General features: G+C 61.6%; 13 protein-coding genes. 2 read left to right on the top strand and 11 right to left on the bottom strand.

Annotated elements, in window-relative coordinates; translation table 11 throughout:
- Positions 1 to 155: 155 nt before the first annotated feature.
- On the bottom strand, positions 156 to 2,258 hold the full coding sequence (locus tag HBO09_RS09320) for an EAL domain-containing protein (protein ID WP_169992814.1): 2,103 nt from the start codon (positions 2,256 to 2,258) through the stop codon (positions 156 to 158).
- A gap of 397 nt (positions 2,259 to 2,655) precedes the next feature.
- Here HBO09_RS09320 and HBO09_RS09315 point away from each other — a divergent pair, with 397 nt between their 5' ends.
- Both HBO09_RS09315 and HBO09_RS09310 read left to right on the top strand, forming a co-directional pair.
- Positions 2,656 to 2,916, top strand: coding sequence for a hypothetical protein (locus tag HBO09_RS09315; protein WP_169992816.1), 261 nt, complete (start codon positions 2,656 to 2,658; stop codon positions 2,914 to 2,916).
- Between the two features lie 32 nt (positions 2,917 to 2,948).
- Positions 2,949 to 3,287 (top strand): DUF6388 family protein, encoded by a 339-nt coding sequence (locus HBO09_RS09310; protein WP_169992818.1) that lies wholly within the window; start codon positions 2,949 to 2,951, stop codon positions 3,285 to 3,287.
- Here HBO09_RS09310 and HBO09_RS09305 read toward each other — a convergent pair.
- Genes HBO09_RS09305 through tssH form a run of 10 tightly spaced genes read right to left on the bottom strand, consistent with a single transcriptional unit; the run spans position 3,284 to position 16,411 of the window.
- Positions 3,284 to 4,120 (bottom strand): serine/threonine-protein kinase, encoded by an 837-nt coding sequence (locus tag HBO09_RS09305; RefSeq protein WP_169992820.1) that lies wholly within the window; start codon positions 4,118 to 4,120, stop codon positions 3,284 to 3,286. The two genes, HBO09_RS09310 and HBO09_RS09305, sit on opposite strands and share 4 nt — an antisense overlap.
- Before the next feature lie 47 nt (positions 4,121 to 4,167).
- Positions 4,168 to 4,899 carry a PP2C family serine/threonine-protein phosphatase gene (locus tag HBO09_RS09300; protein ID WP_169992822.1) on the bottom strand — a complete coding sequence of 244 codons (732 nt, stop codon included), beginning with the start codon at positions 4,897 to 4,899 and terminating at the stop codon, positions 4,168 to 4,170.
- Positions 4,896 to 8,291 (bottom strand): type VI secretion system membrane subunit TssM, encoded by a 3,396-nt coding sequence (gene tssM / locus HBO09_RS09295; protein WP_169992824.1) that lies wholly within the window; start codon positions 8,289 to 8,291, stop codon positions 4,896 to 4,898. Before tssM ends, HBO09_RS09300 begins: the two co-directional genes overlap by 4 nt.
- Positions 8,292 to 8,306: 15 nt before the next feature.
- Positions 8,307 to 9,173, bottom strand: a complete 867-nt coding sequence (icmH, locus tag HBO09_RS09290; RefSeq protein WP_169992826.1) for a type IVB secretion system protein IcmH/DotU — start codon at positions 9,171 to 9,173, stop codon at positions 8,307 to 8,309.
- Between the two features lie 4 nt (positions 9,174 to 9,177).
- Positions 9,178 to 10,500 carry a type VI secretion system baseplate subunit TssK gene (gene tssK / locus HBO09_RS09285; protein ID WP_169992828.1) on the bottom strand — a complete coding sequence of 441 codons (1,323 nt, stop codon included), beginning with the start codon at positions 10,498 to 10,500 and terminating at the stop codon, positions 9,178 to 9,180.
- Position 10,501: 1 nt separating this feature from the next.
- Positions 10,502 to 10,987 carry a type VI secretion system lipoprotein TssJ gene (tssJ, locus tag HBO09_RS09280; protein WP_169992829.1) on the bottom strand — a complete coding sequence of 162 codons (486 nt, stop codon included), beginning with the start codon at positions 10,985 to 10,987 and terminating at the stop codon, positions 10,502 to 10,504.
- Between the two features lie 5 nt (positions 10,988 to 10,992).
- Positions 10,993 to 12,120: a type VI secretion system-associated FHA domain protein TagH gene (tagH, locus tag HBO09_RS09275; RefSeq protein WP_169992830.1), complete on the bottom strand. Its 1,128-nt coding sequence runs from the start codon at positions 12,118 to 12,120 to the stop codon at positions 10,993 to 10,995.
- Between the two features lie 15 nt (positions 12,121 to 12,135).
- Positions 12,136 to 12,273, bottom strand: a complete 138-nt coding sequence (locus HBO09_RS28875) for a type VI secretion protein TagU (RefSeq protein ID WP_262381203.1) — start codon at positions 12,271 to 12,273, stop codon at positions 12,136 to 12,138.
- A gap of 41 nt (positions 12,274 to 12,314) precedes the next feature.
- The gene (locus HBO09_RS09270) at positions 12,315 to 13,838 is read right to left on the bottom strand and encodes a sigma 54-interacting transcriptional regulator (protein ID WP_169993216.1); all 1,524 of its coding nucleotides are present in this window, start codon (positions 13,836 to 13,838) and stop codon (positions 12,315 to 12,317) included.
- Complete coding sequence (gene tssH, locus HBO09_RS09265; RefSeq protein ID WP_169993218.1) at positions 13,838 to 16,411, bottom strand: type VI secretion system ATPase TssH; 2,574 nt, start codon at positions 16,409 to 16,411, stop codon at positions 13,838 to 13,840. The genes HBO09_RS09270 and tssH overlap by 1 nt, the downstream gene beginning before the upstream one ends.

Genomic DNA, 16,411 nt, shown 5'->3' with positions numbered 1-16,411 from the left:
GCTGGGCTGCGAAGCAGCCCCATTCAAGAACAATGAGGTGTGTCAGGCATTGCTCGTTGCCTGGTTTTGGGGCTGCTTCGCAGCCCAGCGCGGGGCAAGCCCGCTCGCCACAAGAAGCCCCACTCACCACAACAAGCCCGCTCGCCACGACAGCACTATGCACCCGCCTCATCGCTGACCCTGTCCGCACGCTCGCGCACAAATCCTGGCACAGCATCACCAGGCAGCGCTTTGCTGAAATACCAGCCCTGGATAATCAACTCCGCCCCGACCTCCCCCCTGCCCGACTGTAGAAACGCCAACTGCTCGGCCGTTTCCACGCCCTCCACCACCACGCCCAGGTTCAGTGCTTCACAAAAGCGCAACATGCCGGTCAACACCTGCGCGCCCTTGGGGTCTTGCTGAGCCACAACAAAACTGCGGTCGATCTTGATGAAGTCGACCGGAAACTGGTGCAGGTAACTCAGCGCGGAATACCCTGTGCCGAAGTCGTCGATATAGACCTTGGCACCTATGGTCTGCAGTTTTTCGATCATCTGCCGGGTGACCTGGATATCGCCCACCAGTGCATCCTCGGTAATTTCCACCGACACCTGGCCGTTGGCCTGGGACAGGATCTGCACCAGTTGCCTGCCGTACGCCGGGGTCATCAGGGTGGCGCTGGAGATATTGATGGTGATGGGCAGCGCAAACCCGACTCTCTGCCACTTCTGGTACTGGCGCACCGCCTGGGAAGCTACCCACAAGTCGACGTCCGGCATCAAGCGGGCCTGGGCCAGCCACTGGAGGAACTCCCAGGGCGAATGCACCTTGCCTGCGCCGTCCATGGCACGCATCAGGGCTTCGCAACCGGTGCACAAGCCCGTCAGGGAGGACACCTGGGGTTGGTATTCCAGATAAAACTCGTAGTCGCTGATCTGCTGGATTCTGCTCAAGTCAAGGGCCTGGCGTGCCAACGCCTTGTGCGACGCCAGCACCGGGTCCAACTCCAGCAGACGGCCTTTTTCTTCAAGCCCACGAAAGGTCATGTCGAATGACTTGAGGTATACGGTCGCGCCCTCCAAGGTCTGCCGGTGAATGGCCCGGATGTAGGGCCCATAGATCAGCGTCCCCACCCCCAGCAGCACCAGTTGCAGCGCCACCGCGGCCAAATCGCCCTGGGTGCTCAGGTAGGCATTGAGCAGCACCGGCGCGGTAAACGGCACGCTGGCCACCGCCGGCGAGACCCAACCGGCCTGCACCACGAACAACGCCAGCAGGGTGTTGATCACCGGCACGGCTAAAAAGGGAATAAACAGGCGTGGATTGAGGATGATGGGCAAGCCAAACAGCAACACTTCGCTGACATTGAACAGCGACAACGGCAGGCTGGCCACAGCCAGCAGGCGCATGGATTGGCTCTTGGAAAACAGCAGAATCGCCAGCAACAGACACAGCGAACCTCCAGATCCGCCAATAAAGGCAAAGCACCCCAGCAGGCCGGCATTCAACGCGTATCGGATGGGCTCTCCCGCCGCCAACGCCGCGCCATTGAGCACCACCGCCTGATCCAATGCGTCAAACAGCGGTTGGATCGCATACACGCCATGGATGCCAAAAAACCACAGCAACGAATTTATCGCAGTGACAAATATCCCGCTGCCATATGGCGACTGCAACGCATCGAGCATCTCCGGGCCCTGGAACTGCACCACATGGGGAACCTGCAACAGCAACGACAACGTCACCACCAGCAGCGACGCGGTGATTGCCCCCGGTACCACCATGTTGATGGTGCCCTTGAGGTTGTGCCCCACCAGGTCCTGATTGACCAGGCGGGTCCAGCGGTACCGATGTAGCCAGGCAATCATCGGGACATTGATCAGCGGCGAGGCAATGGCTATGAACAAGATAAAAGTCGCCGACGCACGGGGGTAGTCGCGCAGGACAAAGGTGGCGATGACTACATGCGCCAGGCACAGAAAGGCCACTGGCAACTGGGGTAAACGGTGCTGGATCGCCAACATATAGCCGATGGAAGCCGCGACCAGCAGCGGGATCACGGAGCTGATCTTGGCATGCAGACCCGCCAGGAATGCCACCACCGGCGGCGGGAAATCAAGGATTCGGGCACATTCGGACAACAGCAGAAAACCTGCCGAAACCAGCAGGCACGGCAGGATCCATAACAGGCCCTCACGGATGGCCCGTAGCGACTCCGTGCTCGCCAAGGCCGCCAGGCGTTGGGTGAAAAAGAGCTTGAACAGCGTTTGCGCCATGACTGTCTCCTTGCACCCGTCCCGGCCTTAAAGCCGCCTGACCGGGGGCAGCGCCTCAATCGGAGTGTTCAACGTGGCTTAACGCTACACGTCCAGGCACCGAGAATGAAAGGTTTTTGCCCCGCCTGGCCGCGATAAATCGTCCTGCAGTACCTAATGGAGCACTGGCAAGGGTGAAATTTCCTACGCTTTTTGAAACAATAGCCGGCTTAAGGGCAGTACTGCCCGTGGGCGCGCCAGCGATTGTCGGAACCAATGGTCACCCACACAGGTCTTGAGCTGAACAGGTCTATCGACCCACAAGCCCGTATCGAATGACTCGATCTGCAGACCACTTTCACAGGCGCGGGTGTCGGTACACCGACAGACCCAGCACTCTCAGGGAGATGTATTGAACATGCAACGCAGGATCTCAAATCGCGCACGACCTCTGGCTTTCACTGTAGTGCTCTGGTTGTGTGGGGTCGCCGTACTGTTTTTGATCAAGGCCGCCGTCGAAGCCGTCGAAGGGCCTATCAGCAAAACCTGGGTCGATTTGACACTCGTACTCGCCGCCTACCTGTTCTTTTTCATGCTGGACCCACTGCAACAGTGGACGGCCAATCGCCTGCGCAAACGCGCCCGCCGCAAGAGCCGCTACGAACAAGCTTCGTCCTGACATCCTGCAACCTGTACGCCTGGAGTAACCCCGTGTCTGAACCTGGCGAAAACCATCGGCTGGCCCTGGATATCTTTTTGAGCCAGCATCCCGAGTTGCGCGCCGAACTGGACACCCTGAACCCTCTGGCCGCCCAGGCCAAGCGCGAAACCATGGCGCAATACCGTGCCGAGCGCCTGCACGAGGCCTTTGAAGCCGAGGCAGAGGCGCGCAACCTGTTTGCCTGGGAACTGACGCTGCAACTGATCAGCCCCTCGCCCCAGGAGTTCGAAGCCAGGCGCCTGGAGGTGCACCGGGAAGTGGCCCAGATGGCGGGCCTGGAGTGGACTGAGTATTGTCAGTTGCATGGCCTGGCTGAGCGTTCCCCTTAACGAGCACGGGTAGCGAACCAGCGGCCCACCACCGAGTGTTCACACTGCATGGCTGCCTGCAACTCGTCGGTGGTGATGGTTCGGTGCTGTGGGTCGGCACTGAGCGCCATCCTCAACGCCGGCCAGCAACGCCGTGGCAGTTGTCGGGGAGGCTCCAATCGCCCCTCTGGCGCACCACGCCCGCCCAGCGCCAGGTCGTACAGCAAGCACGCTGCGCCATAGAGCTCAGTACTGGCTGACAGCGGCGCTCCGTCCAGCAGTTCCGGTGCGGCGTAGGCCGGCGTCCAGGCACTGAAACGCCGCGGATTCAAGGCTGCCAGCTCGGTCAACGGCGGTGCCATCGCTTGGGCCAGGCCGAAGTCAAACAGGCGCAACCCGTCATCCACCAACATGACATTGCTGGGCTTCACATCGCCGTGCAGCACCCCTTGTCGATGGATATGACCCAGCGCACCCAGCAGCCCCTCTGCAATAGGCCGCAATTGCTGCCAGGGCACCCCGCGCGGACAGTCGAGCAACAACTGGTCCAGGGTCATGCCATTCATCAACTCCATGGTGAAGAACGCCACCTCACCAACAGAGTCCACATCAAAGGCAAACACCCGCACCACGTGCTCGTGTCGTAGGTAGCGGGTCAGGGAAAATTCGCTGTAGAGCAGCAGGTGAGCGTCCTGTGACTGGGCGAGGTTTTCATCGAGGACCTTGAGCGCCACCCGGGACCTCGGCTCACCGAATTGCTCATGGAGCAAGTCACGGGCGCGGTACACGATGCCCATGCCGCCAACCCCGAGCACCCGCTCAAGACGATAGCGACCGGCCAGTAACGCAGGCATTGAGGTTCTGGCGACGGACGGATCGCTGGACAGGGGTTGTCTTGCGATCATGGCTTTACAACCACAGCCGTCAGATTATCCCGAGCTTCACCGCGCAGGACCCCATCAAACAAACGATCCAGCATTGACTCAGGGGTTGCCAGGCTCAATGCCTGCCCCAGTTCGGCATGGCTTAGCGCCTGGTACAAACCGTCACTGCACAGCAGGAATACATCGCCTGGGTTACGGGTGAGTTCCAACACCTCAAGCGCCACCGGCTCATCGGCGCCGATGGCGCGGGTCAAGGCGTTCGCCGCCGGATGGGCGCGGGCCTGTGCAGGGCTCAACTGCTGCTCGACCCTCAGTCGCTCTTGCAGCGAATGGTCGCGCGACAACTGGTACAACGCGCGTTCGCGCCATAGATAGCAGCGGCTGTCCCCGGCCCAGATGCAGACTGCACGGTCCCCCTCCAGCAACAGCACCACCACCGTACTGCCCATGGTGCAATCCACATTCGGGCTGGTTACGGTGATCTCCTGGCGCAAGCGTCGGTCAAGCCATTGCAGGCAACGCCTGACCCTCTTGATCCGAGCGTCGAGGCCGCCGCCACAGGGCAGCGAAGCCAAGCTATCAACCACCCACCGGCTGGCAACATCCCCGGCGCGGTGGCCCCCCATGCCATCGGCCACCGCCCAACAGCCCATCTGCGGCTGATCGAGAAACGCATCCTCGTTACGCGACCTGAGCTTGCCACGATCGGTACGCCCTGCACTGCGACAGGTATCTAGCCGCGGGCTCACAGTTGCTCCGGTATACGAAAGGTGCGCCACGCGGCCATTTCAAATGGGTTCGGCGTGCGCTGGCTGGTCAGCAGGTAATTGGCGCGCAGGCCGCCGATATCGGCCTTGAGCAACCGCGCATCACGTCCATTTGACGCCTCCCCTTGCAGCACGTCGAACAGGCGGAACAGGGACCATGGCCCGGTGTTTTTTTCGATGCCCATTGGCCGTTGCGCCATGCCTTCCAGAACCAGACTGCTGCGACCGTCCTCGACGGCGCTCGGCCACTGGAACAGCATCGGTACGATCGGCCCGTGGCGGTACTCCATCTGCTGGTCACCAAAGCGCAGGATCGCTCGGCTGACCGTGGGATCCAGGCTGTAGGGCGCCAGGGTAAAGCGCACCCCTGGTTCACTCGGGTCATCGGCAAAGAATGCCTGGCGGATGGTGCGCGCCTTTGCCAGTTGCTCCAACAACGCCCGTGACATCGGCAAGCTGCGGCCATCCAGACTACGCAGTCGATAGCGCTGGCCATCGCCAATCACAAAAGGCCGCAGATCCTCATCCAGAAACCGCGCCATCAACCCCTGAGGCTTGAAAAACTCGCGGAAATCATTGAGCGCCACGTCGCTGCTGGCGTGGGCACTGAACGGGTAGCGCTGTTTGATCGCCGAAGAATAGAACCCATACACCTCACTCTGATAACGCCGATTGAGGTGACGATAGGCATCGTCGAGCACCAGGCGCCAACTGTCGTCGGCCATGTCGGCCAGCCAGCCGTTGAGGGGTGCGGGCAGGCGTTCGGTGGCATTGCGCAGGTTGCCCAGGGCGTCCTGTTGCCCCTGCATGCGCCGCTTGACCATCTCAAATGCCGCCCGCTCGGGCTGGCTTTCCCGCCCAAGGGCGGCCAACTGCAGCTGCAGCTGGTTGAGGGTTTGCAGCATCTGGGACAACGCAGGCCCCGGATTATCCTGCTCATCGAGCAAGTGATGCAGCGCTTCAAAGCGTCGCTGCAGTGCGCGCTGTGCGCTGTCGGGCACCCGTTGCGCAACACTGTCCAAGGCGGCCTGGGCCACTGGCGAGCCCGGCTGGAGCGCTTCCAGGCGCTCGAGCGGGCTGGCAAAGCGTGTGTTTTCTCTGACTTGCTGCAGTAACTGCAATAACGGCGAACGCGCTGACGTCAGGCTCGCCAACTGCCCGGCAACCTGTCGGGAGCTATCGTTTTGCTGCAAGCGTACCTGGGCCAATGCGGCGCTCCAGGCTTGGGCGTACTCGCTGAAATAGTGTTGTTCCAACTCGGCCATCAGTTGGCGCAAGCCCGTTGCACTCAGTTGCGTGCCCTCCCCCAGTACCCAGTTGTCGCGCACGATGGTATCGACCATCCGGCTACCCTGCACCGCAAAGAACTGACGGTAGCCGTGCTGAGTGAAGAAGCCCGGGATCGGCTGGTCGATGCCGGAGAATACTTGCTCATGCGGGTCCAGATGCTGGGTGAAACGATAAGGCTCAAGCTCGGCACCCTGCTCGCGCAGCAGGCGATAGACCACCCCAGCCAGGGGTTGCGTTTTCAAGACTTGGCGGGCATCGGCGACCAGTGTTTCGTCAAGCGGCCGCACAAAGGGTTGTTCGAGCAATTGCGCGAAATGTGCGTTCAACCGCTTCTGCAACCCGGGGTCCGCCGGGTAGCGCGCCGACCACAGCCCGGCAACTCGATCCATCAACCAGGAGTTGTCGCGGTGCTCGGGCAGGTTGAGCATCAGGTACGCCCGCAGACTGAGGAGTAGTTGCTGGCGGTCTTGCACGCTGCTGCGTACCTGGTCTTCCAGCATCTCGCTGACCTGTGCCAGCAGGTGTTGCAGCAATACCTGCTGGTAGGCCGTCTCCAGCACCGGGCGACTCATATCGCCCTGGTACAGACCCGCGAACTGCCACCAGCCCATGCCTCGCGGCGCAGCAAAAACCTGGGTGGCGGCCAATCGACTGTCCAGTAGCGCAACCATCTCCAGGGTCCGGTCTTCTGCCGCTTGCGCTGGAACGGGCGACCGCGCCAACTCGCGCAGTTGCTCCAGCCGATGATGGTTCTGCGAATAGCTGTACATCCACAATGAACCCATGCCGCCAAGCACCAGTAATGCGGCCAGCGCCAAGCCTCGCTGGCGCCGACGGATGTGCACCCGCTCCCGGTGGTCCAGGCCGGCCAGGTCGACTTCACCGAACACCACCTGCCTGAACAGTCCCTGGATAAACCGTGGACGGCTGTGTGCCGCATTGCCGGAGCTGGTCAAGTAGAAACCGCGCAATGCGTTGACGCGCTGGTAACGATGTGCAGAAAACGCCAGTTCGATAAACAGGCACAGCCGCTCACCGATCTGCGCCACCTGCCGGGGAAAGTCCAACATAAGGCCCCGGCGCTCGCCATTGCGCTCCAGGTGCAGGCGCCGGATCAGGTCCGCACTCAGGCGCAGCAGCAAAGCCTCAAAGGCCTGGCGCACTTCGGCAACATCGGTCCCGGCCTTGGCGGGTACGATGTGCTCGCCCCACAGGTCATCACTGGCATGCCCTTGCGCCTGCTCGAAGAACTCGGCAAACCCTGGCAAATGATCCGCCTGCGTCAGCACCAGATACACCGGCAATTCTACGTGCAAGGTCTGCTGCAGATCGTGAAGGCGACTGTTGAATTGGCGCGCAGCAACACTCAGTTCCTGCTCGCTGTCATTGAGCAGGCTATCGATCGATAGCGTCAGCAGCACGCCACTGAGCGGGCGCGCACGACGTCGGGCTTTCAACAGGTTCAACAGGGTTGCCCAGCCACCGCTATCAACCTCACTGTCAGCATGTGTCAGGTAACGCGCCGGGGTTTCGATCAATACCCCTTCCTCAGCCAAGTACCACTCGCAATGACGTATCCCGCCCGCCACATGGGGGGCGCCGGAGTCAGCACGATCCAATGGCAGTTGCAGCCCGCTGGCCTCTAGCAGCCGCGTCTTGCCGCTGGCGCTGCATCCCATCACTAAATGCCAGGGCAGCTCACTGCGCCAGCGTTCGCTGCGCTTGCCATAGCGCCGCGAGGTCTTGAGGGCGTGCAGCGCCTCCTTGAAACGGCCACGCACGTTATTGTGTTCATGCTCCATAAGCCCCTTGCGCTGTTTGGCCGGTGCCTCGCCCGGGCCGGCATCAACAGGCTGTTGCCCAGGGTCGTGCCGCTTGACAAAGACCATCAGCAACCCCCAGCCCAGGAACAATCCACTGATGGTCAGCAAGCGCGAAGTCGCGCCCAGCCAGAAACGCTTGTCATCGATCGCCAGCAACGGCCCCACCCACCACACGATGCACGCCAGCAACAACACCAGCAGCAGGCTCCAGACCCAGGTCAGACCCAGGGTAGCTGCCAGCTTTTTGAATAGACTTTTCATTGATTGCTCCCTGCGTTACAGCGGTGTCCGGATGATGTCCGTGGTGCTCGGCAGATAGGGCTGGAGCACGCTCTCGCGCTGCTCTCCAAGCACCCAGGCGAACCCCGCGTACAGAATGACCAGGCCCATCACGACAAAGGCCCAGACCCAGGTCGCCGAAACAATGCGCATCGCCTTCCGGGGTTTGCGGGTGGGCGATTGCCGAGCCCCAGAGTCCAAGGGCGCGTCCCCGCGCACATGGTTGATCTGTCGGTACAAGGCGTCACGAATGCCGTCCAATTGCAGCAGGCCACGCTCCATCACCCGGTATTTGCCTTCAAAGCCCAGCGCCAGGCACAGGTACATCAACTCCAGCATCGCCAGGTGCTTGATCGGATCCCTGGACAGTCGCTCAAGCAGCTCGAAGAATTTCTCGCCGCCAAAGGTTTCGTTGTGGAAGCGGCTCAACAGGCTTATTTGCGACCAGTCGCTCTGGCTGCCCCATGCCGTGGTGACCACTGCCTCGTCTATTACGCTGCACAACACATAGCGCGCCGCCATGATCTGGCTATCGAGGATTGCCTCGTGGCGGGCCTGGTTTTCGAAGCGCGTAATGCCCGCAGACAACCGCTCATTAAGGGCATGCAGGCCTTCACGGGCTGGGCTGCCCTTGAGTCGAACCACTTCCGACAACAGCTCCCAGGCCAACGTCACCAGCGGGTTGAGGCCAAGCCTGAAGTGCTGTGCGCCGTGCAAGTGAGCGGCATAGATCATTCGGTCCTCAAGCTGTTCAAAGCGTGGCGGCGCCTCGAAATCGGTCATGGCGCCCTGCGCCGGGCCCAATCCCTGACGATCCAGCAGGACCGTCCTGTCATCCTGCGGGTATGCATTTTCCGTCGTCATCGGTTCAGTTCCTGATAGCCCAGAATTTCAGTTCAAGATCGGCAAACTCACCACTGACATGGAAGGCAAATCCACCTGAATGCTCCAACTGCTCCAGGTCACGGGCACTGAGTTCGAGCATGAAATAGGTTTTCTCGGCATGGAACGGGATCTGCCGTGGGGCCACGGCCATCGGTTTGACGTGAATGCCCGCCAGGTGCAGGTTGACCAACTCGCGAATCCGCTCCACCGGCCCGACTTTCAGGTGTGCCGGCAGCCGCAGGCGCAACACCTCCGAATCGCACTGAGCACTGACAGCCAGGATGAAGGTTGCCGAACCCAGCAGGTTCAGGTCATTGACCGGACACACCAGCACGCCGTACTGACGGGGCTGCAGTACCAGTTCGATGGCGTGTTGCTCCAGCACCATCGACAGGACCGAACGAATCGCGGCCATCAGTTCACCAAAGCTCGGCCCCTGGTCGCTATGTCGGTAGCGCCCTTCAAAACAGGCGCGCTTTGTCGCGCTGGAAAATGTCGAAAGCTCTCCCAGCAATCCAAGCAACGCCTGATACAGCGCGTCGGGGCCCAAGCGTGGTTGGTCCAGGCAGTGTCGCAGCGTCAACTCCGTACGGTTGATCAACTGCAACATCAGAAAATCCCCCATCTCGGCCCCGGCTGCCTGGCCTGCGCTGCGCAAGCGTGCGGCAATCGCATCACCGCGAAATGCCAATAGGCTGACCACCTCCTTGAGGCAAGACAACAAAAAGGGCGAGCCATGCAGGTGCATGAATGTCGGGGAGAACGTGCTATCGAGTTGCACAACGCCTTGGGCGTTGCAATCCAGGACCTGTGCGACTTTGAGCCTGACGTAGGTCTGGACCTCATGATCATCGCCCAGCAGCAAGCGAAAGTCCGCGCGTGCACAGCTTATGGCACAGCGCGTGTCTTCGCCGGCATTGGCGTCTGCCACTTCCACTTCGTACGTGGTGTAGCGGGCCAATACGTCGGCTTGCGCCGGGTCGCGTACCTCGGCGGCATTGCCGGTGAGCATTGGCAAGGCCAGGTATACCGCCTGGCTGGGGCTGTTGGCAGGGATTTGCATCACCAGCGGCGAGGCCATGTCAAACAGGGTTCCGTCCGGCAGCACACCACTGGCCTGGTTAACCACCACCTTGCCCATGTCGAGGTATTGCGGGTCGATTTCCAGCGTCAGGAACCCCCAGGCGTAACCCTGGGACAGTTGACTGCGGCGGGTCAGTTGCTGGTGGTAATAGCGGTCGTTGTGCTGCAAATGCTGAGGGCGCAACAGCATGCCTTCCTGCCAGATGACTTTATCAATCAGCATGTCAGCCACCTGCCTTGGCGGATTGCACATCCGTCCCGTGCACGCCTGCTTCATCAAGTAGCAGATCGACACGGGTCCGTGACTCGGCGGCCAACGGCACGACATGGCGCCATCGCGCCTGGGGCAAATCACGGTAGGCTGCCAACACACCGATGTAGCGACTGCCCGGCGTTGCACTGAGCTTCAGTGCCACCTGCTCACCTGGGCGCAGTTCCCACTCTTCGCTGCTTATCAAGTCCTTTGGCAAAGTGTTTTCGGCACGGCCATACAGGCTAAAAAAATCCGCGTTCTCGAAGGCCACAGGATTTCTGAGCTCCAGCAGGCGCACCACGATCGGTGAGGGTCGGCCATGCAGGTCCGGGTTGACCAGATCACTGGCGGTCAGCGTCAGGTCGAGCTTGGTCAGCGTTGAATAGGGAGACAGATTGCTGCAACCGGGCAACAGCCCCAGCACAGCGATGAGCAGAACGGAGGGAGTGCGTGACATGAGACTCATCCAGAACAAGTACTGTGAAGGGTGGAAACCAGGCGCACCTGTTCCGTGTAGCCGTTGGCAAAATCCTCGTTGAGTAAGCGCTCACTCCAACCGTCATCCTCGATCAGGCGTTGATAATGGCGCAGGTAGGCCCGCCAGTAGGCGCCGCTGGTGGGGATCCGCGGCGTGTTGCCCTGCTGCTCGAAACGAACTAGCAGCTGCCCTGGCGCAAACGCGGCCAGGGCTCCGCGCACTGCCGCTCGACAGCCTGCGAGCACCGCGACCTGATGAACCTGCAAATCACGATAAGCCTGGGTAACCAGCAGCCCGGCGGGCAGTTGCCCCTGCTGATCGGCCTTCAGCAGGGCCTCCAATGCTTGGGCGCCCCCCGTCAACGGACTCTGGGCACAGATTGGCCCGCGACCGACCGCCATGCTCAGTTCACTTTTCAGCTCTTCATGGGTGTGCAGGTTCTGTTGCAGCCCGTCGATTGCCTGCTTGAGCAAGCCTGCGACCTGGATTGCCAGCGCTTGCCGCCCAGGCTCGTCGAGAGGGTCCAGGCACACACCCAGCGCTTGGGAAAAAGCACGCCAGAACAGCCCGTGGTCATCGGCAGCCGGTGCACTGCCTGCGGGTGACGAAATCGTCGGCGCAGGCTCGATCAGGGTCGGCACAGTCACGTGGTGCCGCTCCACAGTGCTGGTATCCGTCCAGCGCGGTGACACACTCGCCGGAGCCTGGCTATCGGTGGCACCCACGGGATCCAGCTGCAGGAACGCGTCATCCGGAATCAGCTTGTCGCTAGGAATCGGTATGCCAGCGGTCTTCACAAACTGCGTGCGAATATCAAACGGGCCCATGCGAAATACGGTGCCGTGGTCGATAGGCCGGGCCTGGCCCTTGCGCAATCGCACGGCGCTGTCCCCCAGGCAAATGCCATTGCTGCTGATGTCCGTCAGAAAATACTGATCGTCGCGAAAGCTGACCAAAGCATGATGACTGGACAACTGGCGGCTGGGATCGGGGATGACCCAATCACAATCGGTGCCACGGCCGATCACCCCTCCGGTGCCATCAAATATTTTGTTGCGGGTCGAGTCGGGCATGCCTTGCCCATTGCCACAAATTTCAAATACCAACTGCATACAGGGTCTCCTGGCTTATTGCCCGCGCTGGCCGGACCGCGGGTCACCCAGCGGCCGGTAGTCATCGTCGTCAAACACGTAATTTGCCGTGCACCCACTTAGCACCAGCACCAGTAGACCAAGCCGCAATAGCTGCCATCGAGAAACAACCATCAAGCCTCTCCCATTGAATTGAATTCGACCGAGCGCAACATTCAGCACCCCTCCTTGACGTCACCGAAGGGGATATTCAGCCGCGCCAGGCGATACAGCAGGGTGCGCCGTGCAACCCCCAGTTCCCGGGCGGTGCGGGTGCGATTGCCACGGTTCTTGTGTAGGCAATCAATCAGTAAGCCCCGCTCGACGCGCTCAAGGCGTTGGCGCAGCGTTGCGTCGCTGGCCGGCGCGGGTGAGTCCATTGGCAGCAAGAGATGTTGCGGCAGGATCACCCCGTCATCGCACAACAGCACGGCTCGCTCCACCAGGCATTTAAGTTCGCGCACGTTGCCGGGGAAGCTGTGGCTCGATAGCTGATCCAGGGCCTGGTTCGACCAGGACACCGGGGATCGCCGCTGGGTGGCGCAGGCCTTGGCGGCGAAATGCCGAGCCAACTCCCGCACATCGCCTTCGCGTTGGCGCAGAGCCGGCAGTTCGATCGGAAACTGAGCCAATCGGTAGTAGAGATCCTCACGAAAACTACCCTGGGCCACCATCGCCCGCAGGTCACGGTGGGTTGCGGCAATGATCCGCACATCCACTTTGTGGGCCGTGCTGGCACCCAGTGGGCGTATTTCACCCTCCTGCAATACCCGCAACAATTTAGCTTGCAGCGACATTGGCATATCGCCGATTTCATCGAGCAGCAACGTGCCGCCGTCGGCGGTATCGAACAGGCCAGGACGATCCCGGTCGGCGCCGGTAAAGGCGCCCTTGCGATAGCCGAACAGTTCGCTTTCCAGCAACCCCTCGGGGAATGCCGCGCAGTTCTGTACGACAAAGGCCTTGGATCGGCGCGGGCCCATGACATGGATCGCCCTGGCAACCACCTCCTTGCCCGTACCGGTCTCACCGTGCAGCAGCACGGTGTAGGTGCTGTCCAGCACCTTGCCGATCAACCGGCAGGTATCATCCATCGCCGGGCTGTTGCCTATCAGGCCAAGACCTGCGGGACGCAGCACGCTGTCGAGCGCCGGGCGGACCGGCGCCGGCGAGTTGAGTGCCTGCAGAAGCGCCCGCTGACGCAGCGCAAAAGCCCCCAACTGCCCCAGTGCTGCGGCGCACCCCTGCAGGTCCTGGAAGCGTTGCGTCACGCATAACAGCACGCCCCTGATGGGAAGGTCTCGATGGGTGATCGGCACGCACAGCAGCGACTGCCAGGGCGCCCGACCGGATGGAATGAAAGCCGTGTCATAAATGCTGCCTTGCAGGCCGCAGATGCTCAGGGGGCGCTTATGTTCTAGGGCAAAGCGCAGTAGTTGCTGGCCCTGTTGGTCGACCTCTGCGCCTGCGCCGATAGGCCAAGGCCCTTCTTCTCGCCGGTGTTCGGCAGCCAGGACCAAGCCGTGGCCAGCCTCATCTGACAGGTACACCTGGCTGAGCGAGCACTGGCTCAACTGCACGGCGGCATGGACAAGATCGCCAGGCACACTTGCCCGATCACTATCGATGCCCAGGCGCAAGAGCCATTGCACCAGTTGTTCGGCAGCGTCCAGCGGCGGTGACAACGGGTTTTCCCTCATCACGCAAACTCACAGATGACGTGACCGTCGCCATCCAGCGTGCCGTGAGCACGCTGCACATGCTCGTCCCTGGCCATTGCCTCAAGCAGGCGATCGACTACCAGGGGCAATAGATTCGCGTCGATCCATTGATCGACATACCGCGCGCCGCTGTCGCTGCGGATGCAACGTTTTGCCAGATAATCGACCAAGCGTGGGCAGTAGCTGAATGCCAGGTGCCGCTGCAGTAAGCGTTGGCCCAGGCGCTGCAATTTGCTTTCTACCAACTCATTTATAACCGCATCGTCAAGCGGGTAGTACGGCACTACGCCCATGCGCGCCAGCAGCGCCGGCCTGAAATGCTGGTTGAGCAGGGGCGCAAGTGCGTCCTGCAGTATTTGCGGGGTGGGCCGCTGCGTAGCGCCGCACAAGTCGATGATGCAGTCGCTGCCAAGGTTGGAGGTCATCAGAATCAGCGTGTTGCGAAAGTCGATCTCGCGCCCCTCGCCATCATTGGCCCGCCCTTTGTCGAATATCTGGTAGAACAGGTTCATGACGCCCAGGTGCGCCTTCTCGACCTCATCGAGCAGCACCACCGAATAGGGCTTTTGCCTGACCGCTTCGGTCAGCACCCCGCCTTCGCCGTAACCGACATAACCGGGCGGAGCACCAATCAGGCGCGACAGCGAGTGTTTCTCCTGATACTCGGACATGTTGATGGTGGTCATGAACCGCTCACCGCCATACAGCAGCTCGGCTAACGCCAGCGCCGTTTGCGTCTTGCCAACGCCACTGGGGCCGACCAGCAAAAAGACACCCACGGGGGCATCGGGACGGTTCACGCCGGCGGCAACCGCACGCATCGAGCGATCCAGCATCTGGACGGCCTGTTCCTGGCCGAGAATGCGCGTGCGCAGATCGGTGGCAAAGTCGAGAACCTTGACGCTGTGTTCGCAGGCCACTTGGCTAAGCGGAATCCCGGTCCAGGCGCTGATCACTTGCGCCACCAATCGTGGGCATACTTCGAAACTGACCAGGCGCTGCGGCGTTTGCTCCGCCAGCAAGCAGCTGTGGGCTTCGCACAGTTGCTGCTCAAGCACGTCGATGGCCTGCCCTGCCTGACGGGCCTGGCTCAACTGCATGCGCAGGGCCAGTACCCGCTCGGCCATCTCGCGCTGGCGCGTCCAGCACTGCTTGAGGCGCTCATGTTCGCCGTGGACGGTTTCCAGGCGCGCAGCCAGGACCTGCAGCGCACCAGGGTCAATGGGCAACCCGGCGTCCCGGTCGCGGCAAAGCGCCTGATGCTGGCCGCCAATTTGCGCCAGTTGGGCAGCCACGGCCTGCAACTCCGGTGGGGCAGTCGCCAGGCCGATGCGCACACGGGCGCAGGCCGTATCGAGCACATCCACGGCTTTGTCGGGCAACTGGCGCCCTGCCAGGTAGCGTGCCGACAGTTGCGCGGCGGCAACCACGGCGTCATCGCGCACGTACACGCCATGACTGGCTTCATACACCGAGGTGAGACCGCGCAGGATCGTCACCGCATCATCGACACTAGGCTCCAGTACATGCACCGGTTGAAAGCGCCGAGCCAGCGCCGGATCCTTTTCGAAGTACTTCTTGTACTCCGACCAGGTGGTGGCAGCGATGGTGCGCAGCTCGCCACGGGCCAGCGCCGGCTTGAGCAGATTCGCCGCGTCGCCGCTGCCCGGCGAGTTACCGGTACCGATCAAGGTGTGTGCCTCGTCAATGAACAGAATCACCGGCACCGATGAGGTATTCACTTCCTCGATAACGCCCTTGAGTCGGCGCTCGAATTCGCCCTTGATGCCGGCGCCCGCCTGCAGCAGCCCCATATCGAGGGTGAGCAGGCGCGTATCCTTGAGTACCGGCGGCACCTCACCCTGGACAATTTGCCTGGCCAGGCCCTCGACAAGCGCGGTCTTGCCGACACCGGCCTCCCCCACAATGATCGGGTTGTTCTTGCGCCGGCGCGCCAGGATATCGATCAACTCCCGGATCTGTGTGTCTCGGCACAATACCGGGTCGATCCGGCCTTCACGGGCCTGTTGGGTCAGGTCATGGGTGAAACGCTGCAACAGCGACTCATGGTGGCCACAAGCGCTCGCCGCGCTGACCTGGGCATGGTCGCTCAAGGCGAACTCAAGCAGGCGCTGCGCGTCGAGGCGCGCCAACAGCACCTGATAGCGACTGCCCGCGTGATGCAACGGGTTACGCAGCAAGGCGAGGATCAAGGCCGCGTCACTGACATGGGATTGCGCCAACTCCAGCTGGGCCACAACCAGCGCTTGCTGCAACCATTGCACCAGCAACGGTGCAAACACCGGATTACGCGAAGTCCCCTGCCCCATCCGGGGCTCAACCGCTGCTTGCAGTTCGCCCAGTTCGATGCCGGCATCTCGCAGCGCACGGGCCAGCAGCCCTTCCGGATGCTCCAGCAGCGCCAGCAGTACGTCTTCCACCAGCACTTGCGCGCCGCCTCGGGCCACGCAGCGTGCGGAGGCGCGCTCCAGGTCATGGCGAGTTTCAGTCGCCAGCACGCGAATCAGTTGCTGCAAGTCCACATTCATCAT

Source organism: Pseudomonas sp. WS 5027, from assembly GCF_012985695.1.
Classification (GTDB): domain Bacteria; phylum Pseudomonadota; class Gammaproteobacteria; order Pseudomonadales; family Pseudomonadaceae; genus Aquipseudomonas; species Aquipseudomonas hygromyciniae.
The sequence above is the reverse complement of the archived record's forward strand: the minus strand, read 5'-3'. Positions and strand labels throughout refer to the sequence as shown.